Origin of the sequence: Undibacterium sp. TC9W (assembly GCF_049339865.1) — a bacterium.
Lineage (GTDB): Bacteria > Pseudomonadota > Gammaproteobacteria > Burkholderiales > Burkholderiaceae_D > Undibacterium.
This window is the reverse complement of record NZ_JBMPPJ010000021.1, coordinates 66,282-91,323: the sequence shown is the minus strand read 5'-3', so window position 1 is coordinate 91,323 and position 25,042 is coordinate 66,282. Positions and strand designations below refer to the sequence as shown.

Below are 25,042 nucleotides of genomic sequence, written 5' to 3'. Positions count from 1 at the left end.
CACTTTATTACATGAGGCCAGCATGTCCGCATTGTCCACCAATCCAGCCCTGCAAATCAGTTATGAACGCCGCCTTTCCCGCGTCACCAATTACCTGCATGCGCATCTGGATGAAGACCTGGATTTGAACAAGCTGGCCGAAATTGCCTGTATGTCGCCCTACCACTGGCACCGCATCTACCGTGCCATCCATGGCGAGAGCGTGGTGGCAACCGTCAAACGCCTGCGCCTGCAAAGAGCGGCAACCCTGCTGGCGCGTAGCGATATGACGATAGATAAAATCGCAGAATTTTCCGGCTACCCCAACCTGCAATCTTTCACCCGTATTTTTGCGTCTGTGTATGGGCAACCACCGGCGCGTTACCGCAAGGAAGGCAGCCACCAGCAATTCCCTCTGCCAGATGAACTCAGTGCTGACCTGCACTTCCCGGTCAGAATCACCAGCATAGCCCCGGTGCAATTACTAAGCATAGACAATACCGGCAGCTATATGAGCATCAGCAAGACCTTTGATATCCTGAATGGCTGCGCAGCCTCACGACAATTGTTCAGTAAAGACACGCGCTGGATAGGCATTTACTACGATGATGCAATGACAGTGGATGAGGACAAGCTGCGCTCAAAAGCCTGCATCAGCGCGCCTCAGGCGTTGCCGGAACAGGCATTGCAAGAACCCCTGTCTTTGACGGAGCTGCGCGGTGGCAAATATGCCGTGCTTACTTACAAAGGCCCCTACTCGGACATGCAACCAGTATATCGCTGGTTCTTTGGCGTCTGGCTACCTGCATCCGGTGAAGAGATAGACGATGCGCCGCCGTTTGAAGAATACCTGAACAACCCGCGTGAAACTGCACCGGCAGATCTACTGACAAATATCTACATGCCCTTGCGTTAAGCGAATGGTGAAAGCGCTTCGTCATTGAATTCCCTGACCAGGAAATCAATGAAGGCCCTGGCCGCCATGGGCAACCTGCTGGACGGCACATACAATGCATACAGGCTGATCAGCGGAGCCTCTTGCCACTCACAGAGTATCTGGACCAGTTCACCCCGCGCTACCCATTGTTGGGTGATGAAATCCGGCTGCAAGACTATGCCCAGACCATCGGCGGCGGCTTGCGCCAGCATCTCGCCATTATTCGAACACAGGGCACCGCCTACGCGTACGCGTTTTTCACTACGGCCATCACTGAGCAGCCATTCCGCCCCGGTCAGGTTATGCCCATAATTCAGGCACCTGTGCTGGGCCAGGTGTGCTGGCTCTTCGGGTATGCCATGTTGTTCAAGATAAGCTGGGCTGGCATACAGCGAACGCTTCACGGCACAGATGCGGCGTGCTGCCAGGTTGGAATCACTCACATGGGCGATGCGCAGGCTCAGGTCAAAACCCATTTCTATGGGATTGAGCATGCGGTCGTTCAGGTCCATGCGCAATTCAACACGCGGATGCTGTTTCAAAAACTGACTCATGCGCGGTGCCAGCATGATGGTACCAAAACTCATGGGTGCATTCACCACCAGCTTGCCAACAGCCTGGGTACGTCTTTCGGTCAGGGCCAGGCTTACTTCATCTGACAATGCCAGGATAGAGCGCACGTATTCATGCAGTTCGGCACCTGCGCTGGTCAATGACAAAGCGCGGCTGGTACGGTTCAGGAGCTTGACGTTATAAGTTGCCTCGAGCGAGGCCACCAGCTTGCTGACCTGTGAGCGCGTCACATCCATTTCACGCGCAGCCGCAGCAAAACTGCCATGCTGCCAGGAAAGGGCAAAAGCGCGAAAGGCATCGAGTCTGTCCATACAATGTTTCCAATCTGGATACTTAATGAAGACATTTTACTATCTAGTGCACATTATGGAAACAATCTACAGTACACATGCCTGGACACAAACCAGCAAGCCCCTAAAAACCCTGCATTTCAAATTAACGGAGTACACATCATGAGCAACCCAAAACTGGATTTACTGACAGCCACCAACCACAGCCTGATCCTGATCGATCATCAGCCGCAAATGACCTTCGGCGTTGCCAGCGGCATAGACCGCCAACTGCTGAAAAACAATGTGATAGGCCTGGCCAAGTCTGCCAAGGTATTCAAGGTACCGACCGTGCTGACTTCGGTAGAAACTGCCGGTTTCTCCGGTGAAATCTGGCCTGAACTGCTGGCCGAGCTGCCAGACAACAAGATTTTTGAACGTACCTCGATGAATACCTGGGATGATGAAGCCGTCAAAGCCGAGTTGAAAAAATTTGGCCGCAAAAAACTGGTGTTTGCCGCATTGTGGACTGAAGTCTGCCTGACCTTCCCGGTGCTGGAAGCCATGCGCGATGGCTATGAAGTGTATTTCGTTGAAGACGCCTCTGGCGGCACCTCAGCCGCTGCCCATAACATGGCCTTGCAACGCATGATACAGGCTGGTGCCGTGCCCATGACCTGGCAGCAGTACCTGCTGGAACTGCAACGCGACTGGGCCAGGAAAGATACCTACGAAGGCACGACAGGCGTGGTGGTTGAGCATAGCGGCGCCTATGGTTCTGGCATAGATTATGCAATCACACATGTACACAAAATGGCTGCACGCAAAGTCGCACATTGAGTGACAATAAGTAGCACCCGAAATGCAGCCTATGATCAATCTTAACGACAACTGACATCATGATCGCTATCGCCGACACACTGTACCTGAATGGCCGTTTCACTACCCTGGACAAACAAAACCCTCAGGCAAATGCGGTAGCGATTGCTGATGGCAAATTCATCGCCGTCGGCGATGCAGCAGAAGTGCGCCGTCACATCGGCGCACACACCAAAGTAATTGACCTCAAAGGCCGCGCCGCCATCCCCGGCTTGCACGACAGCCACACCCATCTGATACGGGCAGGCTTGAACTACACCATGGAATTGCGCTGGGATGGCGTGCCCTCCCTGGCAGATGCCATGCGTATGCTGAAAGAGCAGGTTGCCCGTACCCCGGCCCCACAATGGGTGCGGGTGGTTGGTGGCTTCACTGAGCATCAGTTCGCAGAAAAAAGACTGCCAACGCTGGCAGAAATCAATGCTGCAGCACCTGATACGCCGGTGTTCATCCTGCACCTGTATGACCGTGCGCTGCTCAACGGCGCTGCCCTGCGTGCAGTCGGCTATACCAAAGACACACCGAGTCCGCCAGGTGGTGAAATCGAGCGCGACAAACAGGGCAACCCAACCGGGCTGCTGCTGGCCAAACCAAACGCTATGATCCTGTATGCAACCCTTTCAAAGGGGCCCAAACTGGACCCGGATGCGCAAGAGATTTCTACCCGGCTGTTCATGCGCGAGTTGAACCGGCTCGGCATTACCTCAGTCATTGATGCGGGTGGCGGTTTTCAAAATTACCCGGATGACTACCGCATCATAGAGAAACTGCAGAAGGCAGACGAGCTGACAGTGCGCATCGCCTACAACCTGTTTACCCAGAGACCGAAGCAGGAAGTAGAAGATTTCCAGACCTGGAGTGATTTGCTGCCGCCCCTTTCCGGCGATGCGATGTACCGCCACAATGGTGCGGGTGAAATGCTGGTATTTTCTGCGGCTGATTTTGAAGATTTTCGTGAACCGCGCCCAACTCCTGGCGATAGCATGGAAGATGAGCTGGAGCGCGTGGTGCGCCTGCTGGTAGAAAAACGCTGGCCTTTCCGCCTGCATGCGACCTATGACGAAACCATCAGCCGGGCACTGGATACCTTTGAGCGTGTGAACCGCGATATTCCATTCAACAATCTGCACTGGTTCTTTGACCATGCAGAAACCATCAGCCCGCAAAACATAGACCGCGTCAGGGCCTTGGGCGGCGGTATCGCAATACAGCACCGCATGGCCTATCAGGGTGAATATTTCATAGAACGCTACGGCAGCCAGAAAGCTGCGCATTCACCGCCGGTGCGGCGCATGCTTGATGCCGGTATTCCAGTCGGCGGTGGTACTGATGCCACCCGCGTCGCCAGCTACAACCCCTGGGTCAGCCTGGCATGGATGATCACTGGCAGGACCGTCGGTGGTACTAAGCTGTATCAGTCAGATAATCTGCTGGACCGGGAAACCGCCTTGCGCCTGTGGACTACAGGCAGTGCCTGGTTTGCCAATGCAGATGGCAGACAGGGGCAGATCAAGGCCGGACAACTGGCGGACTTCATCGTACCATCAGCCGATCTGTTTGCAATTCCTGAAATGGACATCGCCAGCCTGGTGTCGCACCTGACTGTGGTTGGCGGCAAGATCGTGCATGGTGACGACATGTTTTCTGATCTCGCCCCACCGATGCCAAGCGCAGCCAATGACTGGGCACCGACCAATGTCTTTGGTGGCTACTGGCGCGAACCGCTGGTGCAAAAAAACAAAACCGGTCATCTGCAAAAACCTGTACAGCATGCCAACTGCTGTGCGAAACCCTGCCAGGTTCATGGGCATGGCCATACGTCCAGCTGGCTCAATCCCGTGCCGGTATCGGATGAAAAAAGTTTTTGGGGCGCACTAGGTTGTGGGTGCTGGCTATGACACTGCCCTCTTCCATGCACACGCTGGCCCTGGCTATGCTGGCGAGTGTGTTCGCCTGGAGTGCCGCTGACAAACTGTTGCACTGGCAAGACGGGCTTGCTGAAGTCCGTGCACAACTGCCTTTTGCTCCTTTGATTTTATTATGCGGTACCGTGTTCTTGCAGACTGCTGGCAGTTTGTGCTTGCTGGCAGCAGCCTTCTTTCCCGAGCAACCCCTGCTGCGTTATCTGGGCGGCTGGGGAGCGCTTGGCCTGGCTGGTTTCACGTGTATGGCAACGCTGCTATTTCATGCCTTCTGGCGGGAAACAAATGCCAGGGATAGGCGACGCATGCTGACCGTGTTTCTGGAACACCTTGCTCTGGCAGGTGGCCTATTACTGGCAGCCACGCTTTTACTGACAGCATGAATCACCCAAGCTGAATCGTATCTATTCGAAACGGACAATAAACATGGCAACCGACATTTCTACAACAGCATCAGCCAACAACCCCGCACCGGCATTTAATGCGTGGATAGCTCCCCTGCTGGCCCTGGTCGCTGCCTACGTGGATACCCTGGGTTTCATCGCCCTGTTCGGGCTATTCACTGCCCATGTCACGGGCAACTTTGTCCTGATAGGTGCCGCCTTTGTACACGGTGGTAGTGGCATGACTTTAAAGTTCCTGGCTTTCCCGGCTTTCATCGCTGGTGTCTTGGCGGCCAAATGGACGCACGGCTTTTTGAGCGCACGTGGCAGCACGAGGGTATTAAAAATCTTACTGGCGCTGGAAGCCCTGTTCCTGTTTGCCTTTGCCATGACAGGTATTTTGCTGCGGCCTGACCTGGATGCCAACCCCGGATACACTGCCATCGCCACCGGCATGCTGGGTGCGCTGGCGATGGGCTTGCAGAATGGCACCAGCCGCCTGAGTCTGTCCAGCCTGGTACCCACGACGGTCATGACCGGTAATGTGACACAGATAGTGATTGACCTCGTCGATGCTGCATCAGGTAACATTATTGCGCGCGAACGCATACGCCGCTTCATACCTGCGGTTGCAGGTTTTGTAGTAGGTGCGGTCGGCGGTGCCTTCGCTTACATCGGGCTGGGTTTTGTGGCCGTCTTGCCCGTCATTGCAGTGTTGCTGGTGTTGATACGCCTTGCGGACCCGCGCCAGTAATCTGCGAGGATGATTTCCGGATGCTGATTGCAGACTACGGGCACATTGCCTAGCCAGGCACGTCACCCTTGCGCGTCACTTTGCCAGAACCACCTATGGATTTGCTGATTTTTGGATCGCCGTAATAGCTGACGTCACCAGAGCCGCCTATGCTGACATCCAGCCTGTCCCTGGCCCATACCTGGGCTGTGCCTGAACCACCTATCTTGATTTTGACATTGCGCGCTTCCAGCCTGCCGGCTTTTATATCACCAGATCCACCAATCGTGCCAGCCACGTCATTAACGTTGCCAGCAGCCACGAAATTGCCGCTGCCGCCTATGACCACACTCAGGCTGTCTGCCTGCAAGAGCTTGATCTGCACATCGCCTGAACCACCTATTTTGGTTTGCAATTCTTTGCTGGCAAATTTGTCAGTCCAGACCTTGCCTGAACCACTGACGGCGATCTTGTCCAGATTCTTGCAATAGACCACGATATTCATGGTCCTGGTTTTAGGGTAACTGTTTTTTTCGGCATTGCGGATTTTCAGGTGCCCGCTTTCAACCACGGTTTCTACCAGCGACTGCAGATTGTCGTCAGTCTCAACCTGTACGCCTTCTTTATCGCCCTGGCGCAATTCCAGTCTGGCGGGCAAAGCCAGCTCTATGCCAGAGAAACCAGTGGCAGAACGGTCTTGTTTCTGGATATTGCCTGAACCTTCTACGGCCTTTCCTTTGAACCAGCCATCTGACCAGTCAGCGGCAGCAGGCAGGCTGGCCAATGCCAGCAAGGCACCCAGAATGTAGCGGCGGGAAATCGGATTTTTCATCATAGTCTCTTTAATAATTGTTGCCTTGAGACCATCACTAATTAGCGAAGTTCCTGAAAAGGAAACTTATTTAGGCTGTGACTTGGGTGCGTTATCGTTTTTTGCTGGCTGGGTTTTCAGGGGTTTGACGGTCACTACCTTGCCCTTGCTTTTGCATGGATTGTCTGACCAGACCACACGGCCATCAACTTCACAACGAAATACGGGTGTTTGTGCTAAAGACAGGACAGGAAACAACAGAGGTAATACCAGGAGGAGAGATTTTTTCATGAAACGCTTAGTGAGGAAATACATGCATGATTATACCCTGCATTCTGTTTTCTTTTTTACATCTCCATGACATTTACCGCGGCTTCTTGAAAACCGCTTATGATGCGCTGCACGATGAACAATTACTCCGCCATGGAACGTTTGTCCGGCCTGGCGGTCTCAACTCTTTTTCTAAGGAGACTTTGTATGAAACAATTTCTGCTCGCCATGAGCCTGATCACAGGTTTGGCATCCAGCCAGGCAGCGCTGGCCGATGATGCCTTGAAGGCTGCCATCGCCGGACAACAACGCACGCCAGCCAATGCTGTACGTGACGGTGCGCGTCATCCGTATGAAACCCTGACTTTCTTTGGCATCAAACCAAACATGACCGTAGTTGAACTGTCACCTGGTGGTGGCTGGTACACAGAAATTCTGGCACCGTATCTGCGCGACAATGGCAAGATGATTGCTGCGCTGGGCGACCCCGCTGTCAGCAAGGGTGCTGCCAGCTTCAAGCAAAAACTGGATGCCAACCCGGCCATCTATGGCAAAGTACAGATGGGTGTGTTTGCCCCCCCTGCCAAACTGGAATACGCGGCCAAGGGCAGCGTCGATATGATACTGACTTTCAGGAATATCCATAACTGGATAGGCAATGGTGAACCAGCGATGAAAGCCCTGTTCCAGAATGCCTATGACAGCCTTAAACCAGGCGGTGTATTTGGTGTAGTTGAGCATCGTCTGCCAAGCAGCAAGACGCAGGATGAGAAAGCCAGCACTGGCTATGTGCATGAAAGCTATGTCATCAAACTGGCTGAGAGCGTGGGCTTCAAACTCGCGGGAAAATCTGAAGTCAATGCCAACCCTAAAGACAATGCAGAGCATGAAAATGGTGTCTGGGCTTTGCCACCAACCTTTGCCAACAAGGACAAGGACAAAGCAAAGTACGAAGCCATAGGCGAGAGTGACAGGATGACACTGAAGTTCGTCAAGTCTTAAGACGCTAAGCGCAACTGGTAAGTCTGGCGGTAACAGTTTATGATGGCTGTTACCGCCTTTTTTCTGGGAACCGCTATGTTCAGAAAATGCCTGCTGCTGATATTGTGCTGTACTGGCATGAGCGGATATGCCGCAGACAAATACATCGTTGATCAGGAACACACATACAGCAATTTTGAATACAAGCACTGGGGCTTGTCCTTGCAGCGCGGCCGTTTCGACAGGAATAGCGGCAGCATAGAACTGGATATGGAGAACAAGACCGGTAGCCTGCAGATTGCCATTGAGGCAGACTCCATCAATACTGGTTCAGATACATTCAATAATATCCTGCGATCAGCCAGTTTTTTCAATGCAGAGAAATACCCAAAGATCTTTTTTCAGTCGAACAAGCTGGTCTTCAGTGAAGACAAACTGGTGCAGGTGGAGGGTGACCTGACCATCAAGGATGTCACCCGCAAGGTAAAGGTAGATATCACCCAGTTTGATTGCCGTTTCATGATCATCTACCTCAAGCGTGCCTGCGGCGCGAACGGTTACACCAAAATACTGCGCAGCGATTATGGTGTAGGCCGCTATGTTCCCTTTGTCAGTGATGAAGTGACTTTGTCGTTCAGTGTTGAGGCGATCAAAGAGTAGGTCTGTCAGGTATAGCGGATGACGATGGCACCCGCTACCGCCAGCAAAATAGCCGTCAGCCGCCGGGCTGAGATTTTTTCATGCAGTACCCAGGCCGCAATCGCGGTGGCAAACAGTATCGAGGTTTCACGCAGGGCAGCAATGGCGGCCACAGGTGCCAGGGTCATGGCCCACAATGCCAGCCCATATGAAGCGACTGAAGCAGTACCACCAGCCACACCGAGAAAATATTTACCCCTGATGTAAGCAAAAAATACCTGTCTGTCCCTGAGCATGACGACGGCCAACAACACCAGTGCAGTCAGCAAAAAAATCCACATGGTATAGGCAGCGGGTGCACCAGATTTGCGTACGCCTATGCCATCAACAACAGTATATCCGGCAATGAAACAGGCATTCAGCAAGGCAAAACCACGGCTTGCCAATGCCTGGGGTTTGTCACTTGCGCTGGTCTGGCCAGACAGGCTTAAACCCAGTATGCCCAGCACCAGCATACCCAGTCCCAGCCAGCGCAAAGTGGGTACAGCTTCACCGATCACACTGGCACTGACCAGGGCCACTAGTAGCGGTGCGGTGCCACGCATCAGAGGATAAGCCTGGCTCATGTCCCCTTGCCGGTAGGCTGCTGCCAGCAAATAGAAATACACCACTTGCAAGGCTACCGAAGCCGGCATGAACACCCAGCTGTCCACATCTGGCTGGCTTACAAAAGGCAACACTAACGCACAAACCAGGCCGGCACCAGAGGTCACCAATACTGTATTAAAGTATTTGTTGGTGCCAACCTTGATCGCTGCATTCCAGGCGGCATGCAGGAAGGCGGCGAACAAGACAATAGCGACAACTAGGCTTGACATGAAAATTCAAGCAAGCTGAGTAGTGAATAGCTTGGGTCAAAACACATACGCAAACATTTCATCTATAAGGGATGAGGGGCATTGTAAACCAACATCGTCTGCGGTGAATTACTGAAGATGCGCTCTGCATTTAGAACTCTAACGCAGAACGACGATATTCAACTTGCCCCCGTCCAGATTACTATTGGCATTTTCATGACCAGTAAATTTCAATTGTCCGGCCTTCTTGTCCCAGCCAATGGCAGAGCCATCATAAGGGTTACGCAATGCATCTGGTGCACTGGCAAGGTATGCTGGAATGTCGGCATCAGGAATTTTTTTGCGCAAGATATCGGCTTGCAAGCTGACCATGCGTAAATAGGCGTCGGTATCTCGGCTTCTATCAATATAGGTTCCAGCATAATCTGGCACACCTATTTGCATCAGCATTTTTCCTGCAGGGTTATAGGCATGATTGAGGTAGTAAGTAATACCGCTGCCGCTTAACTCTTGATTCAAGCTGATTAAACGATTTTTTGTGTCGCTCGCATCAGAAGATGGATTTTTTGCCGCAGCGATGATCAATGCCCAGTTTCTGGCAACCATATTGGATGTTGCATTCGGCTGGAAAGTGAGTTCACCCGGCAAATTCAAAGGCCAGGGAGGATTATCTGATTTATCTTTCGTCAACGCCAGGCTGGCACGCAAATGCTGGGAAAAATTCACCTGCACTCCAGCCTCATACAAGTACGGGCGCTCGAGACTCTTCTCCTCCTCAGTCATGGGTCGCACCAGACTGGTGATGCGTTCTGCATATTGTTCCAGCAGCGCCGGATACAACACCAACAGTTCACTTACTGTACGCGCCTGCTTGCGTATCGCCGCCTGCAGCACCATTTTAGAAATCAGGCTGGAACTGTTTTTCAACATCAACCTGAGATAAGAGTCATTGCTTTCCAGCAGTTGCAAACCGGCATCCAGTTTGCCGTCTGCGACATGAAAACTGGCTTGCGTCAATAACAAATCTATTGCATGGCTTAAGTTGATGTAGGCTGGTAATTTTGCATTGAAAGACGGTATGAGATGTTCTTCATAATTCCCCATTTTTCGCATCAATGCGTAACGCTCTGCCAGCAACAGATTATTGGTTATTTTCGTAGTTAGTTCAGCGCGTTTCTCCAAATCCAGCTTCACGCAGTTTTGTATGGTTTTCCTGCAGCGATTATTGTTCCAGCTAAACTTTACATATTCTCCCCTGTGCTCGGGATGGTGCTGGCTTTCATAAGCGGCTTTATCTTTTTGGTATAAGGCCTGTTCAGCCTTGATACTCTCTATGCCAGTTTTTAGTAGATCGCTACCCAAAGGAGCATTCATTGCCTCCATGATATAAAAACCATTCTGCGCATCGGGCACGCGGTATTGCTGGTCATGCAGAAAAGCTTGCGCTTCTGGATTCAAGGCTTCGTCTTTCCAGTTGATGACGGCAAGTGCCGCCACTAACAATACAATAATCAATAGGATAGCCAGGAAAATTCTCAGCGCCCAGCGTCCCACCGTTTTCAGTTTTTGGAAATGAGCCGGATTGAATTGTCCGTTATTACCAGCAAGCGCGTTTGACATAGATGATTTTCGAGTGGGTTAATCAAGGCGCTTATCAAGACATTTATCAAGACATTTAGACGAATACCTGATTCTGAACAGAGCTAAGCATATACAAACCACGTGCGGATTATCTTTATCTCATTGCACTTCGTCCACGGTTAAATTGTAAAATAAATACCGTTTACATGAGCATAGCTGTTTTTTTAAAAAAGCATACCCCCAATCCTCTATGAACATGTCGCCACTTTTACGCAGCGCCCTCCCGGATGATTATGAAGTCATCGCCACCTGGATAAACAATATACAGGCCTGTACCCGCTGGGCGGGCCCGCAGTTACCCTTTCCATTTGCCAGTGCTGACTTGCCAGCCTTGCTGGCAAAGCCACAGGCGCAAGACCTGGTTCTGATTGATGTGAACAAGGATGTGGTCGGATTTGCCCAATTCTGGCAACGGGACGAGCGCCGCACGCACCTGGGCCGTATCATCGTTTCCCCTGCAGCACGCGGTTTGGGTTATGGCAGGGTATTGTGTGAACAATTGATGCGACGTGCCATAGCCGAGACTGGCTCACCAGTGCTCAGTTTGCGGGTATACCGTGATAATGAAGGGGCGCTGCATTTGTACTGCCAACTGGGATTTGTGGCTGTCGAGAATGATTCAAATGAAGAAGTGCTGGCCATGGAATACCAGGTTTGAAGAGTAAGAGGCCAGCAATCGCTGGCTCTCTTGCTCCTGCCTGACCTGTCTTAGCCAGCGTATGTGAAAGTATCCACACTGGTGGTATAACTGGAACTGGTGACGGTACTGACATACACATATTCACCCTTGGCCTGCGCCGGTGTCACGGTAATGAGCATGTAGCCGCGACGGTAGGTGTCGATGTAAGTGATGTCATCGACCAGCGCCTTGATGGTACCTGCGAGTGTCGCAGGCGGCACTACTGAGGGAGGGAATACGCCTTCAAAACCGGACGAAGTAACCGACATGCCGGCAAATTCTGCACCCACCTGCGTACCATCCGCCAGGGTCAGTTTATTGAACCAGGCATTGTGGCTATCGCCAGACAAAACCAGGAATTTTTTGCCTGCCGTTTTCAGTTTCGCGGCGGAGTTAAAGACGGTATCACGGGCATTCGGATAACCTTCCCAGTTATCGAAGTTGTAGGAAATTTTTGGGTTTTTCAAAGGATCCAGCAAATCTTTTTGTGCCTGTGTCTGTGCCGCTGCCGGCGTTGCCTTGGCAGTCAGGTAAGCAGTCACTGAGTCTGCGCTCAGATTGGAAACCAGTGTCGATGCCGGCAACTGCACGCGGCCCATGACAGTCTGGTTGCCCAGCACCTGCCAGGTTGCCTTGGACGATGTCATTTGCGTATCCAACCAGGCTTGCTGCGTGGTGCCCAACAATTGCTTGTTCTTGTTGAAGGCGTAGGGCAAGAACTTGGGATCAGCCACATCACGGCCTTGCGCATCCAGCATCCGGTCTGGCGCCTGTTCACGGCCTATCATGCGGGTATCGAGCATGTGCAGCGACAACAGATTGCCAAAGTCAAACGAGCGGTAGATTTTCAGCAAATTGGCAGAATCTGGCGAGCGTATCGGCATCCATTCATGATAAACCTGGCTGGCCGCTGCCTTGCGTGCTGCCCAGGTGCCCTGCGTAGCAGGATTATGATTTTCTGCACTATCCATCCAGGCATTGTTGGCAAACTCATGATCATCCCAGATGGCGATCATCGGCATGCGTGCATGCAGGGCTTTCAGGTAAGGATCAGCCTTGTGCAGGGCATGACGTGCGCGGTAATCAGCGACGGTGACAATCTCACTGGCGGGTGCAGAAACACGGCCTGCAACTTGCGACGCAGCTGGTGGATAAACACCATCCTTGTATTCATAAATATAATCACCCAGATGCAGGGCGAACTGCGCACCGGAAGAGATTGCACTGTCATAGGCATTGAAGTAACCGGCAGGATAATCACTGCAAGAGAACACCGCCAGCTTGACCTGATCGACATTGCCAACTGGCAGGGTACGGGTGCGGCCTACGGCCGAAACGCTATTATTTGGTGCGACGAAGCGATAGTAGTATTCTGTATTCGCAGCCAGGCCAGTCGCATCAACCTTGGCAGTAAAGCCTGTGGCTACACTTGCTGTCGTCCTGCCCGAGAACAGCACGCTGGAAAAACTGGCATCTGCTGCCATTTGCCAGGTCAGATCAACACTGGCATCGGTCGATATCTTTGCATGCGTCCACAAGATCACGCGGTCTGCCAGAGGATCGCCGCTGGCAACGCCATAATTGAAGGCAGCCATCTCGCCATTCAGCTCTGGAGAGGAGCCACCGCAGGCAGTCAAAACACCGCCAGATGCCATGACAGCAGCAACGGAAGACATCTTGATGACAAAGCCGCGTCTGGCGATATTTGCTGGTGCTTTTGAATTTTTCTTCTGATCGTTTTGCATCTGGCTACTCCCCTGGAAAATGAGAGATAGTAGGGCGGCCTTATGTCAGGGATGTGACGCTCGCGACGATTCTTTAAAGAAAGTCTAGAGTGAGCACTCTAGCGAATTAAAAAGTGTCGGCGCAGGCTTTGCAAAAACTGGGCATAATGAGTTTTTCCGATTTTCTCATTTTCCCACACCACGAGGCTGCCATGATAGAAGTCCACCACTTAAAAGAATCACGCTCACGCCGTATTACCTGGTTGCTCGAAGAACTGGGACTGGATTACACCGTCATTTCGTATGACCGTGACCCCAAAACACGCCTCGCGCCGCCTGAGCTGCAAAAGATACACCCACTGGGCAAAGCCCCTGTCATCCGTGACAAGGACCAGACACTGATAGAGTCCGGTGCCATCATTGAATACCTGATCCGCACCTATGGCAATGGCCGCCTGGCACCTGCAGTCGGCACGACTGACTACAACCGCTATGTGCAGTTCCTGCACTATGCTGAAGGTTCAGCCATGTTGCCGCTACTGTTGAAGTTGTATGTAGGTCGCCTGGGTGACGCCGGTGCACCGCTGCATCCACGTATCAGCAGCGAAGTGGCAAACCATTTCAGCTACCTGAACCTGGAGCTGGAAGGCCGTGATTACTTCGTTGGCGACAGCCTGACGGGCGCAGACATACAATTGTCTTTCGCCGTACAGTCAGCCGTGCGCGGTGCTGGCCGTGAAGCCTTCCCCAACCTGACACGCTTTGTCGATATGGTAGCGGCACGTCCCGCTTATCAAAGAGCAGTAGAAAAATACAGCGAGTAATCGCTTTAGATTGCAGTACGTGGATTGACAGCTACGATTACATGCTCTATCTTCGCATTGCGGCGGACCCTGCAAGCTGGCGCTCAGACGCAAGTCCATAGTGCCTCTGCGGGGTTACCCCGCGGGATACATTTACCTGGTATTTCATCGCGTGAGCCGCCCTGCATTCCATGCAGACAGGCTCACACTGCACGAGACTGGTTGCAGGCTCTCCGCCGCCCCGCTGCCGACGATCATACACCACTGCCTTCACTCATGGACATTCCCAAACAGATCGCCTTAGCCATCGCTGACGCCTTACTGGCAGGTGAATGCAGCCATATCGCCCTGATGAAAAACATGAGCTGGGTATTGGGCAGGAAATGGCCGTGGATACCATCGCTATGTAAAAAAATTGAACAGCATGCTGACCCACATTTTTATCATTACAGCCGCCATGAAATGGCTGCATTGATACTCGATGACCATGGCTACTACAGTGCCTGGCGCGACGGGGAAAAACCGCAAATCAAACAGTATTGCCTGCAACCAGCGATCGCCCCAGAAAAACCGGCATGGCTGCAAGCCCTGGTTTTGCCTGAATTTAATAACACCGCTGATCTGGCCAGACACCTGAACCTGACTGTCAATGAACTGGCCTGGTTTGCTGATCAATGGCGACAGGATGCGCAGGCAGCACCACAACTCGGACACTATCATTACCACTGGCTGGAAAAAGCAAGCGGCGGCTGGCGCTTGCTGGAAATACCCAAGTCACGCCTGCGCAATATACAAAGCAAAATCCTGCAACAACTATTGAACCGAGTACCGCCACATGCAGCGGCACAGGCATTTCAGCAAGGCCGTTCGAGTATCAGCCATGCGGCACAGCACACGGGGAAACGTGTCGTGGTCAGGCTGGATTTGAAAGATTTTTTTATAAGTATTCCAGGTTCACGGCTGCATGCCCTGTTCGCCAAACTGGGCTATCCAGAAAAAGTGGCGGGTACGCTGGCACGCCTATGCAGCAATCGCACACCCACAGCTATCGTCAAAGACAAAAGCCGCTACCCATTTGCTCCAGTCAGCGCTGCTCATCTATTGCGCAGTCCACATCTGCCACAAGGTGCGTCAACCTCCCCCGCCCTCGCCAATTTGTGTGCTTACCGGCTCGATATGCGTCTGCAGGCCCTGGCGGACAACATGCAGGCCAGTTATAGTCGCTATGCAGATGACCTGACATTTTCTGGTGACGAAGAATTTGAGCAAAGCCTGCGCCGTTTTATCCCACATGTGGCGGCCATCGCACTGGAAGAAGGTTTTGTATTGAATTACAAAAAGACCCGCATCATGCGGGCCTCAAGCAGACAGCAAGTTACAGGTATCGTTGTGAACAGCCATTGCAATATCAAGCGCAGCGATTTTGATACCCTGAAAGCCATACTGACCAACTGCCTGCGCCACAATCCAGCGTCGCAAAATCGCGAAGGACATGCTAATTTTCGCGCTCATCTGGCAGGCAAACTCGCCTATATGCGCATGATCAATCCGGCACGCACGGCAAAGCTGCAAACCCTGTTTGAGCAGATTAACTGGTCAGACACACCAGTTATGAATTAACGACGGATTGCCGCCCACGCCAGCATCGCCCAACCGGCCAAAAATGCGACACCACCTATGGGTGTAATCGCACCCAGTATGCGTAAACCCGTCAGTGCCAGCGCATACAGACTGCCACTGAAAATGATAACCCCGGCCAGCATGGCCCACGCTGCCTTGCGCAACAGGGCATTATCCTGTTGCTGCAACATGATGCCCAGCGCCAGCATGCCCAGTCCATGCACCATCTGGTAAGTCACTGCCGTTTGCCAGATAGCCAGCATGTCGGCACTCAGCATTTGCTTCAAGCCATGCGCACCAAAGGCACCGGCAGCAACGCCTATGAACATGAGGATGGCAGCAGTGGCGATGAAAGAACGTGCTTGCATGATGAGTTCCAGGCTAAAAGAGAAATGCTATTTTAAAGCCTTGTGGCTTTGCTGGCTGAGCAAAGAGTCAGACATAAAAAAACGCCATGTAAAACATGGCGTTTTCAAAACTTGGAACTTAAAATTACTTAAGAACTTGGTTATGAAACTTGATTACGCAGCTTTTTGCGCAGACTGTGCCGTATTGAATTCGGCAATCAGTGTTGCTTCCTTGGCCTTGGCAGCTTTGAAATGCCTTTCCTTGACATGACCATAACCGCGTATGTCTTCTGGGATACTGGCTATCGCTACTGCCTTGGACAAATTATCTGCATTCAACGAAGGCAGCAATTTGTTCAGGGTTTGTTTATACTCGACCGGTAAGGCGCGTTCCATCTTGCGTTCTTCGGTGTAACCGAAAATATCAAATGTGCCACCACGCAGGGACTTGAACTTGGCCAGTACGCCAAAAGCTTTCATCATCCATGGGCCAAACTGCTGCTTGATCAAATGGCCCTTGTCATCGCGCTTGGCCAGCAGTGGCGGTGCGAGGTGGAAGTTGATGGCGTAGTCACCTTCAAACATGTCGGCAATTTTCTTTTGGAATTTGCCGTCAGTGTACAGACGCGCGACTTCATATTCGTCTTTGTAAGCCATGAGCTTGAACAGATATTTGGCGACCGCTTCAGTCAGGCGCAAAGGCTTGTTGCCATCGACGAGTTTGCTTTCTGCTGTTTTGACTTGCGCAACAAACTCACTGTACTGGCTGGCGTAAGCGGCGTCCTGATAATCAGTCAGGAAAGCCACGCGCTTGTTGATGGTGTCGTCCAGCGTAGGAGCACGTTTCAGTTCTATGACTTGCGCCGGTGTCACCAGACGCTGTACAGCTGCCAGATCATGTGCAGCCAGACGGCCCCAGTTGAATGCCTGCTTGTTGAAGTCGATAGATACGCCATTGAGTTCTATCGCACGCATCAGGGCAACTTCTTCCAGTGGTACCCAGCCTTTTTGCCAGGAATAGCCTAGGATGAACATATTGGTCGCAATATTGTCACCCATCAAGGCCGTGGCTATCGAAGCTGCATCAATCAGATCGACACGGTCGGCACCGCAGGCTTTGCGGATATCGCCTTCGGCTGATTCAGCAGGGAATTGCCAGTTAGGATTCTTGATGAAGGTAGAAGTTGGCGAACCATTGGCATTGATGGCGGCGTGGGTACGGCCTTCACCCATGCGTGACAGCGCATCCTTGCCTGCTGTCACGATGAGGTCACAGCCTATGACCAGATCAGCCATGCCTGTGCCTACACGTGTCGATTGTATGTCGTCCGCATGGTCAGCCAGGCGCACGTGTGACATCACTGCGCCGCCTTTTTGCGCCAGGCCTGTCATGTCCAGTACGGAACAGGCTTTGCCCTGCAAATGCGCAGCCATGGCCATGATCTGGCCTATGGTGATGACACCAGTACCACCAACACCGGTCACCAGTACACCGAAAGGTGTTTTGGTATCAGGCAGGGCTGGATAAGGCAAGGCATTCACGTCGAGTGCATTACCTGGTTCTATCTTGGTTTTTGCCGGTTTCTTGAGTTTGCCACCTTCAACAGTAACAAAACTGGGGCAGAAACCTGTAACGCAGGAAAAGTCCTTGTTGCAGGAAGACTGGTTGATCTGGCGCTTGCGACCGAATTCGGTTTCCAGCGGCTCGACTGACAGGCAGTTGGATTGCACTGAGCAATCGCCACAACCTTCACACACTGCTTCAATGATGACTGCACGTTTGGCAGGGTCAGGGAAGCCAGGTTTGCCATCCTTGTCGATTTTTTTCCTGCGGCGGCGTTTTTCAGACGCGCAGGTCTGATCATAAATCATCGCAGATACGCCCTTGGCCACGCGCAGTTCGCGTTGCACGGCATCGAGTTCGCTACGGTGGCGCACGGTGACACCTGCAGCCCATGGATAATTCGCGCCATATTTTTCTGGCTCGTCAGTGACGACGATGATAGGGCCTACGCCTTCAGCAGCGATCTGGCGCGAGATCATGCCAGGGTCCAGCGGACCATCGAATTCCTGCCCGCCTGTCATGGCGACAGCATCATTGAACAGGATCTTGTAAGTGATATTGACTTCACCGGATACCGCAGCACGGATAGCCAGCAAACCCGAGTGATAGTAAGTACCATCACCCAGATTACAGAACACATGGTTTTCAGTCGTGAATGGTGCCTGGCCTACCCAGGTCACGCCTTCAGCGCCCATGTGGGTAAATGTAGAAGTTTCGCGGTCCATCCAGGTCACCATGTAATGGCAACCAATACCGGCCAGGGCACGACTGCCCTCGGGTACCTTGGTGGAAGTATTGTGCGGGCAGCCGGAACAGAAATGCGGCACGCGGTCTTTGTTGGGATCAGGCTTGGAAATCACATTCAGCATGGATTCCTTGGCTTCCAGATAAGCCACGCGTTCTTTGACGCGTTGCTCTACCGGATGACCAGCGAAGTAACGGCTGATGCGCGAAGCAATCGCACGGGCGATCTGTGCCGGGCTCAGTTCATAAGTCGCAGGCAGCAGCCATTCGCCATGGCCAGAACCATGCAAGTTGCTCCATTCGCCACTATCGTCGAACTTGCCGACCACACGTGGGCGGACTTTGTCTTCCCAGTTGTACAGTTCTTCTTTTAAAGCGTATTCAAGAATCTGGCGTTTTTCTTCAACTACCAGGATTTCTTCGAGGCCGGTAGCAAATTCACGCACGCCTTCAGATTCCAGCGGCCAGGTCAGGCCTATCTTGTACAGGCGTATGCCTATGTCCTTGGCAACCTGTTCATCGATGCCCAGGTCGGCCAGTGCCTGACGGGTGTCGAGGTAGGATTTACCGGCAGTGATGATGCCTATCCTGGCATGTGGACTGTCCCAGATGATTTTATTGAGCTTGTTGGCACGCGCATAGGCCAGCGCCGCATACCATTTGTAGTTATTCATGCGGATTTCTTGCGCCAGCACCGGGTCTGGTGTGCGTATGTTCACGCCATCGGCGGGCAAAACAAAATCCTCAGGAATAATCGGTTTTACGCGGTCAGGGTCGATATCAACGACAGCACCAGATTCGACGATGTCAGTCACGCATTTCATCGATACCCACAGGCCGGTATAACGCGACATGGCGATGCCGTGCAGGCCATAGTCCAGATACTCTTGCACGGTGGATGGATACAAGACCGGAATACCACAGGCTTTGAGGATATGTTCACTCTGATGCGCTGCTGTGGAAGACTTGGCAGCATGGTCATCACCGGCCACGACCAGTACACCACCGTGTTTTGAAGTACCTGCCAGATTCGCATGCTTGAACACGTCACCACAACGGTCCACGCCCGGGCCCTTGCCATACCACATGGCAAACACACCATCATACTTAGCGCCAGGGAACATATTTACCTGTTGCGTACCCCAGACTGTCGTAGCCGCCAGGTCTTCATTCACGCCCGGGTGAAATTTGACGTGGTGTTTGGCCAGATGTTTTTTTGCCTTGGCGGCGGTCAGGTCAACATTCCCCAGCGGTGAACCACGATAGCCGCTGATATAGCCGCCGGTATTCAAGCCCGCTTTTTCATCGGCCTGGCGTTGCAACATCATCAGACGTATCAGGGCCTGGGTGCCGGTCATGAAAGCGCGGCCGCGCTCCAGCGTGAATTTGTCGTCGAGGGAAATATTGTTGTCGATCAGCGCCTGCTGCTCGGCTTTGAGGGGTGCGTTCATGGGGTCTCCGTGCTTTTTTATCGTTTGGCAATGGTGTGCGCAACAAAACAGAATCACCTTGTGAGTGAATCATATACTTATTAGTGTAGCTTGGTATTGCAATGGGTATGCGACTTCAAGCTACCATGATACGGGTCGCACATTAACACGCTGTATTGCCAGTCCCAATGGACAGTGCCGCACAAAGAGACCAGTACAGTATGACTGACACTTCTCAAAAGTGTACTGGCCAGTCTGAATACAATCAAAATTTTGCTTTTTATGCATTTGATTTCTATCGTATCAATGACTGGAATCTGGGAGAATAGGTTTTATTAAAAGCAGCCACAAGATAGACGGGGACTGCGCCGCAGGAGCGGTTTTGCGTCAGACCACAAAGGCAAGGAAAATCATGTCCGGGAACAAAGCAACACTGATAGATAAGATCATGTATCCCTGTACAGTCTTGATGAGCAAACTCAGTTTGCGCACCAAGTTGCTGGGTATATTTATTATTTTGCTACTGCCTTTGTTGTTTTTTGCCAGCCTTTCCCTGAACCAGATACGGACTGATGCCATCAATGCCCACAATGGCCTGGCCGGTGTGGAGGCAAATGGCCTGATCATGAACGTAGTCATCCAGACACAAAAGCACCGTGGCCAGGTCAATCTCAAGCTTGCCGGAGATAAGCTGGATGATGATCTGGCAAAAACCCGGACTGAGCTGAAAAACAGTCTGACCCAACTCGACCAGTTCTTGCTTAATCATGCAGACCTGGGCCTGCAAGGTCCTTGGAAAGCCAGTGCTGATGAATTGCAGCAACTGGCCGCGGGCCAGACTGCCGCCAATGTCAAAGACAATGTCGCCCAGCACAGCCGCCTGATCAGGCAAAGCCTGCAATTCTCTGCCCTGCTCAGTGAAAAAACCGGTCTGCTGACAGATACCCAGAGCGCCAACTTTCTTTTGCTGGATATCTCCCTGCGCAAGTTACCTGTATGGATAGAGCATGTGGCGCTGCTGCGCGGCCTGGGCGCCAGTTATATCAAGACAGGGTCTATGGAATTCCCGGAAAAAGCGGGCGTGATTTCGCGCCTTGATGCCTTGCAGGCAGCAATGAATGGAGTGACCGATCTCGATGAGGCAATGAAACGGGCTGGTGTCGACGTCAGCACTGCAGAACAGGCGGCTATCGAAGCAGCCCAGTCCTTTGCTGCACTCGCCAGGAAAAACCTGCTGGCAGAAAGCATCAGTGGAGATGCCAGTGCCTATTTTGCCCAAGGCACGCAAGCCATAGAAAAAACCCTGGCATTACAGACCCAGATGCAGGCCAAACTGACAGGAATATTAAAAGACCGTAGCAGCCAGATGGACTTGTATCAGAACCTGGTAAGCCTGGGCACGGGCATCATCGTCATCCTCAGTTGCTATCTGGCGCTGGGGTTTTACCGCGGCTTCATGTCTGCCCTGAATCAGGTCGGGCGCTCTGCCCAAGCAGTAGCCGCTGGTGACCTGACCAATCATATACGCATCACTGGCAAGGATGAACTGGCAAAAACCGGCAACTTGCTCGATAGCATGAATGGCAACTTGTCCAGACTGGTGGCGAATGTACGCAGCAATGCCAGCATGGTGGCGCAACTCGGTGAGGGTCTGGCGACCAACATCAATGACCTGACAGTCAGAACTGAGCAACAGGCATCGAGCCTGGAAGAAACATCAGCCAGTGTCGATGACCTGGCCGATACCGTCAAAAAGAATGCCGACAGCGCCAGGGCTGTCGATAACCTGGCAGCAAACCTGCGCCTGATCACAGAATCTACAGGCGACGACATGCGTGCCGCCGTCGATTCCATGAATGGAATACACCAGAGCGCCCGCAAGGTGCAGGAAATTGTCAGCCTTATCGATGGCATTTCTTTCCAGACAGATATTCTGGCGCTGAATGCGGCAGTCGAGGCTTCGCGTGCTGGTGAGCATGGCCGTGGTTTTGCCGTTGTTGCCAGTGAAGTGCGCAGTCTGGCGCAACGTAGTGCTGACTCTGCGCGCCAGATTAGACGCTTGATTGATGATTCTGTACAAAGGGTGGATCAGGGCGTCAACCAGATCAACAATGTCAACATGACACTGACTGACATCGTTGGTGGCATCCGCGAACTGGCCAATAACATCAATGCGATTTCCGTCGCTTCCAGTGAACAAAGCAATGGCCTGTCACAAATCTCGGAAGCCTTGCGCCATCTGGATGAAATCACCCAGAGCAATGCGCAGATGGCAGAACAGGCCAAACATGCATCCATCAGCCTTGAGGACAAGGCCCATGCCCTGACCAGAGCGGCATCTGCCTTTAAATTATTGCAAGGTACAGCTGACGAGGCTTATGTGCTGGTCAAGAAAGCCGTCGCGGTGTATCAATCCAGAGGCAGACAGGCCTTACAAATCATCACGGCCAATGCCGACAAGCTATATGCCGACCGCGACATGTATGTGTTTGCCTTTGACCGCAATGGCCAATACCTGGCTTTTGCCGGCAATGCGGCCAAACTCAAGGTCAATCTGTTTCATGTCGATGGCCTGGATGGCCACAAGCTGGTAAGGGAAGCTTTTGCCCTTCCAGCAAGCGGTGGCTGGATCAATTACACCATCGTCAACCCTGTTTCAAAAAAGACGGAAGCAAAAACCTCTTATATAGAGGCGGTCGAGGATAATCTGGTGCTGGGTTGTGGCGTGTATCAGGTAGAGTAAGGCATGGAATGCCATGACCTGTGCTGTCTGAGGCTATAATCACAGCATGAAACTCAAATTCACCAAAATGCATGGCGCCGGTAATGATTTTGTCGTTATCGATGCCATTAACCAGGACATCAATTTCACGTCTGCGCAGTGGCGGCTGATTGCTGACCGCCGCTTTGGCATAGGGGCAGATCAGATCCTGGTGGTAGAACGACCTGAAAGTCAGGACGTCGATTTTCGCTATCGCATCTATAACGCTGACGGTGGTGAAGTCGAACAATGTGGCAATGGCTCGCGCGCTTTCGTGCAGTTTGTCATCGAAAAAGGCCTGACGGACAAATCGACCATACGTGTCCAGACCATGTCCGGCATCATAGAGCCGCGCATGGGGGCAGATGGCAAAATCACGGTCAATATGGGTGCACCCATACTGGTAGCAACGCAGGTACCATTCAATGCCGAAGGTCTGGAATCCAGGCCTGAAGGAAATGACAGCTTGTGGCCACTGGACATCAATGGAAAACAGGTCTGGATTTCTGCTGTTTCCATGGGTAATCCGCATGCAGTACAGGTGGTAGCCTTGGTCGATGACTTCCCGGTCGCTGTCGATGGCCCGCTGATAGAGCATCACCCCCGCTTCCCACGCCGCGTCAATGCTGGCTTCATGGAGGTTGTGGATCGCCAGCACATACGCCTGCGCGTGTTTGAACGTGGTGCCGGTGAAACCCTGGCCTGTGGTACCGGTGCCTGTGCCGCCGCTGTGGCTGGCCTGCGCCGGGGCTTGCTGGATAGCCCGGTACGTGTCAGCATGCGCGGTGGTGAACTTTCCATCGCCTGGGAGGGTGAAGGCCAGCCAGTATTCCTCAGCGGTCCGGCAGTGACCGTCTTTGAAGGCGAAATTAATTTAACAGAAACATAATGAATTCCACTGATATCGCCACCTACCTGATACAGCATCCGCATTTTTTTGAAGAACATGCAGAATTGCTGGGTTCCATCAAACTGACCAGCCCTGTCATGGGGCGTGCCATTTCCTTGCAGGAAAGGCAAATGGAAGTCGTACGCGAAAAATATCGCAGCCTGGAATTGCGCATGGCAGACTTGCTGCGCATCGCCGAAGAAAACCATGACATCAGCCAAAAATTCCAGAGCTGGACGCGTGCCCTGCTGCTGGCCCGCAACGACGTCGATTTACCTCATGTACTGACCCAGGGCTTGCAGGATATTTTCAACCTGCCACATGCCACCCTGCGCCTGTGGGGTGTGGCTGAGGATTTTGCCCATACCTGGTTTGCCAGCAGCACCAGCGATGATGCACAGTTGTTTGCCAAGGGCCTGACCACGCCTTATTGCGGCAAAAACCATGATTTTGAAGCCGCTGGCTGGATAGAGACAGAGCAGCCGGTTGAATCACTGGCCATGCTCCCTTTGCGCCTGTCTGGCAATGGCCCAACTTTTGGCTTGCTGGTATTGGGCTCACCTGACCCCAACCGCTATACCAAGGATATGGCAACGGATTTCCTTAGCAAGATTGCCGACACCAGTAGCGCTGCGCTGAGCTGCCTGGTCGATATCTAAGTAAGCCGTATATGAATACGCAAGACGATTATCTGAGCCTTTACCTGGAAGTCTTGCGTAGTCAAAGACAATTATCACCACACACGCTGGACAGTTACCTGCTGGATTTACGCGAGCTCATCAAGCTCGCTGACCAGGCCGGGAAAACCGATCTGGCCAGCCTAACTACCCATCACATACGCCGCTTCGCTGCGCAAATGCATGCGGGTGGACAAAACGCCCGCAGCATCGCCCGCAAGCTGTCGAGCTGGCGCGGCTTTTACCGCTGGCTGACAGAAGAACGCGATCTGGCGGCCAACCCGGTTGAAGGCGTACGCGCCCCCAAGAAAAGTAAGCCCTTGCCCAAAGCCCTGGGAGCGGATGATGCGGTGCGCCTGGTGGCTCACAAGGGCGGCGACCAGCCTACCGCACGCGCCAATCGTGCGATGTTTGAACTCTTGTATTCCAGTGGTTTGCGGGTATCTGAACTGGCCAGCCTGGATGTGGCGGCTGTCACAGAATCCGGCCATAGCTCGGCGGGCTGGGTCGATATGCAGGAAGCCGAGGTCCGCGTCACAGGCAAAGGCGGCAAGCAGCGCATAGTCCCGGTAGGCAAACCCGCGCTGGCTGCCTTGCAGGACTGGCTGGCGATACGCGCAAGCCTGGTCAAGGCTGACCCGCACCCACTGTTTTTAACAGAACGCGGCACCCGCATTTCCACTCGCCTGATACAACTGCGCCTGAAAGCACATGCGCAAAGCCTGGATATCCCGGCGAATGTGCATCCACATATGTTGCGGCACTCATTTGCCTCACATGTCTTGCAATCTTCCGGTGATTTGCGCGCCGTCCAGGAAATGCTGGGCCACAGCTCTATCGCAGCAACCCAGGTGTATACCTCTCTGGATTTCCAGCATCTGGCCAAGGTCTATGACCAGACGCATCCACGCGCCAAGAAATAAGCGGTAA

22 protein-coding genes are annotated in these 25,042 nt (G+C 52.7%); 14 read left to right on the top strand and 8 right to left on the bottom strand.

What is annotated here, in order from left to right; genetic code table 11:
• The first annotated feature begins 22 nt into the window (after positions 1-22).
• Positions 23-895 (top strand): AraC family transcriptional regulator, encoded by an 873-nt coding sequence (locus ACO0LN_RS23955; protein WP_422978179.1) that lies wholly within the window; start codon positions 23-25, stop codon positions 893-895.
• Here the strand turns inward: ACO0LN_RS23955 and ACO0LN_RS23950 are convergent.
• On the bottom strand, positions 892-1,800 hold the full coding sequence (locus ACO0LN_RS23950; protein WP_422978177.1) for a LysR substrate-binding domain-containing protein: 909 nt from the start codon (positions 1,798-1,800) through the stop codon (positions 892-894). The two genes, ACO0LN_RS23955 and ACO0LN_RS23950, sit on opposite strands and share 4 nt — an antisense overlap.
• Positions 1,801-1,941: 141 nt before the next feature.
• Here ACO0LN_RS23950 and ACO0LN_RS23945 point away from each other — a divergent pair, with 141 nt between their 5' ends.
• Genes ACO0LN_RS23945 through ACO0LN_RS23930 form a run of 4 tightly spaced genes read left to right on the top strand, consistent with a single transcriptional unit; the run spans position 1,942 to position 5,696 of the window.
• Complete coding sequence (locus ACO0LN_RS23945; protein WP_422978175.1) at positions 1,942-2,598, top strand: hydrolase; 657 nt, start codon at positions 1,942-1,944, stop codon at positions 2,596-2,598.
• Positions 2,599-2,657: 59 nt separating this feature from the next.
• Entirely contained in the window at positions 2,658-4,535 is a 1,878-nt protein-coding gene (locus ACO0LN_RS23940; RefSeq protein ID WP_422978174.1) for an amidohydrolase, read from the top strand.
• Positions 4,532-4,942: a hypothetical protein gene (locus ACO0LN_RS23935; protein WP_422978172.1), complete on the top strand. Its 411-nt coding sequence runs from the start codon at positions 4,532-4,534 to the stop codon at positions 4,940-4,942. The genes ACO0LN_RS23940 and ACO0LN_RS23935 overlap by 4 nt, the downstream gene beginning before the upstream one ends.
• Before the next feature lie 43 nt (positions 4,943-4,985).
• The gene (locus ACO0LN_RS23930; protein WP_422978171.1) at positions 4,986-5,696 is read left to right on the top strand and encodes a YoaK family protein; all 711 of its coding nucleotides are present in this window, start codon (positions 4,986-4,988) and stop codon (positions 5,694-5,696) included.
• Positions 5,697-5,745: 49 nt separating this feature from the next.
• On the opposite strand, the gene ACO0LN_RS23925 is transcribed toward ACO0LN_RS23930, so the two are convergent.
• A complete protein-coding gene (locus ACO0LN_RS23925) occupies positions 5,746-6,507 on the bottom strand; it encodes a head GIN domain-containing protein (protein ID WP_422978169.1) in 762 nt (253 codons plus the stop codon).
• A gap of 66 nt (positions 6,508-6,573) precedes the next feature.
• Positions 6,574-6,777: a DUF4124 domain-containing protein gene (locus ACO0LN_RS23920; RefSeq protein WP_422978167.1), complete on the bottom strand. Its 204-nt coding sequence runs from the start codon at positions 6,775-6,777 to the stop codon at positions 6,574-6,576.
• A 186-nt stretch (positions 6,778-6,963) separates the two neighbouring features.
• On the opposite strand from ACO0LN_RS23920, the gene ACO0LN_RS23915 reads away from it, so the two are divergent.
• Together ACO0LN_RS23915 and ACO0LN_RS23910 are read left to right on the top strand one after the other, a co-directional pair.
• A complete protein-coding gene (locus ACO0LN_RS23915) occupies positions 6,964-7,758 on the top strand; it encodes a class I SAM-dependent methyltransferase (RefSeq protein WP_422978165.1) in 795 nt (264 codons plus the stop codon).
• A 75-nt stretch (positions 7,759-7,833) separates the two neighbouring features.
• Positions 7,834-8,397: a YceI family protein gene (locus ACO0LN_RS23910; protein ID WP_422978163.1), complete on the top strand. Its 564-nt coding sequence runs from the start codon at positions 7,834-7,836 to the stop codon at positions 8,395-8,397.
• Positions 8,398-8,402: 5 nt separating this feature from the next.
• On the opposite strand, the gene ACO0LN_RS23905 is transcribed toward ACO0LN_RS23910, so the two are convergent.
• Both ACO0LN_RS23905 and ACO0LN_RS23900 read right to left on the bottom strand, forming a co-directional pair.
• The gene (locus ACO0LN_RS23905) at positions 8,403-9,254 is read right to left on the bottom strand and encodes an EamA family transporter (RefSeq protein ID WP_422978161.1); all 852 of its coding nucleotides are present in this window, start codon (positions 9,252-9,254) and stop codon (positions 8,403-8,405) included.
• A 138-nt stretch (positions 9,255-9,392) separates the two neighbouring features.
• Positions 9,393-10,853, bottom strand: a complete 1,461-nt coding sequence (locus ACO0LN_RS23900) for a hypothetical protein (protein ID WP_422978159.1) — start codon at positions 10,851-10,853, stop codon at positions 9,393-9,395.
• Positions 10,854-11,070: 217 nt separating this feature from the next.
• On the opposite strand from ACO0LN_RS23900, the gene ACO0LN_RS23895 reads away from it, so the two are divergent.
• Entirely contained in the window at positions 11,071-11,532 is a 462-nt protein-coding gene (locus tag ACO0LN_RS23895; protein WP_422978157.1) for a GNAT family N-acetyltransferase, read from the top strand.
• A gap of 50 nt (positions 11,533-11,582) precedes the next feature.
• On the opposite strand, the gene ACO0LN_RS23890 is transcribed toward ACO0LN_RS23895, so the two are convergent.
• A complete protein-coding gene (locus ACO0LN_RS23890) occupies positions 11,583-13,298 on the bottom strand; it encodes an alkaline phosphatase D family protein (protein ID WP_422978155.1) in 1,716 nt (571 codons plus the stop codon).
• A gap of 191 nt (positions 13,299-13,489) precedes the next feature.
• Here ACO0LN_RS23890 and ACO0LN_RS23885 point away from each other — a divergent pair, with 191 nt between their 5' ends.
• Complete coding sequence (locus ACO0LN_RS23885) at positions 13,490-14,101, top strand: glutathione S-transferase family protein (RefSeq protein WP_422978153.1); 612 nt, start codon at positions 13,490-13,492, stop codon at positions 14,099-14,101.
• A gap of 255 nt (positions 14,102-14,356) precedes the next feature.
• On the top strand, positions 14,357-15,700 hold the full coding sequence (locus ACO0LN_RS23880) for a reverse transcriptase family protein (RefSeq protein WP_422978151.1): 1,344 nt from the start codon (positions 14,357-14,359) through the stop codon (positions 15,698-15,700).
• Here the strand turns inward: ACO0LN_RS23880 and ACO0LN_RS23875 are convergent.
• Entirely contained in the window at positions 15,697-16,068 is a 372-nt protein-coding gene (locus ACO0LN_RS23875; protein ID WP_422978149.1) for a DUF423 domain-containing protein, read from the bottom strand. The two genes, ACO0LN_RS23880 and ACO0LN_RS23875, sit on opposite strands and share 4 nt — an antisense overlap.
• A 153-nt stretch (positions 16,069-16,221) precedes the next feature.
• Positions 16,222-19,806, bottom strand: a complete 3,585-nt coding sequence (locus ACO0LN_RS23870) for an indolepyruvate ferredoxin oxidoreductase family protein (protein ID WP_422978147.1) — start codon at positions 19,804-19,806, stop codon at positions 16,222-16,224.
• Between the two features lie 391 nt (positions 19,807-20,197).
• On the opposite strand from ACO0LN_RS23870, the gene ACO0LN_RS23865 reads away from it, so the two are divergent.
• From ACO0LN_RS23865 to xerC, 4 genes are read left to right on the top strand one after another with little or no spacing between them, the layout of a single operon-like run.
• Positions 20,198-22,528, top strand: a complete 2,331-nt coding sequence (locus ACO0LN_RS23865) for a methyl-accepting chemotaxis protein (RefSeq protein WP_422978145.1) — start codon at positions 20,198-20,200, stop codon at positions 22,526-22,528.
• A gap of 46 nt (positions 22,529-22,574) precedes the next feature.
• Positions 22,575-23,435, top strand: a complete 861-nt coding sequence (dapF, locus tag ACO0LN_RS23860; RefSeq protein WP_422978143.1) for a diaminopimelate epimerase — start codon at positions 22,575-22,577, stop codon at positions 23,433-23,435.
• Positions 23,435-24,094: a DUF484 family protein gene (locus tag ACO0LN_RS23855; protein WP_422978141.1), complete on the top strand. Its 660-nt coding sequence runs from the start codon at positions 23,435-23,437 to the stop codon at positions 24,092-24,094. Before dapF ends, ACO0LN_RS23855 begins: the two co-directional genes overlap by 1 nt.
• A gap of 11 nt (positions 24,095-24,105) precedes the next feature.
• Positions 24,106-25,035, top strand: a complete 930-nt coding sequence (xerC, locus tag ACO0LN_RS23850; protein ID WP_422978139.1) for a tyrosine recombinase XerC — start codon at positions 24,106-24,108, stop codon at positions 25,033-25,035.
• Positions 25,036-25,042: the final 7 nt, after the last annotated feature.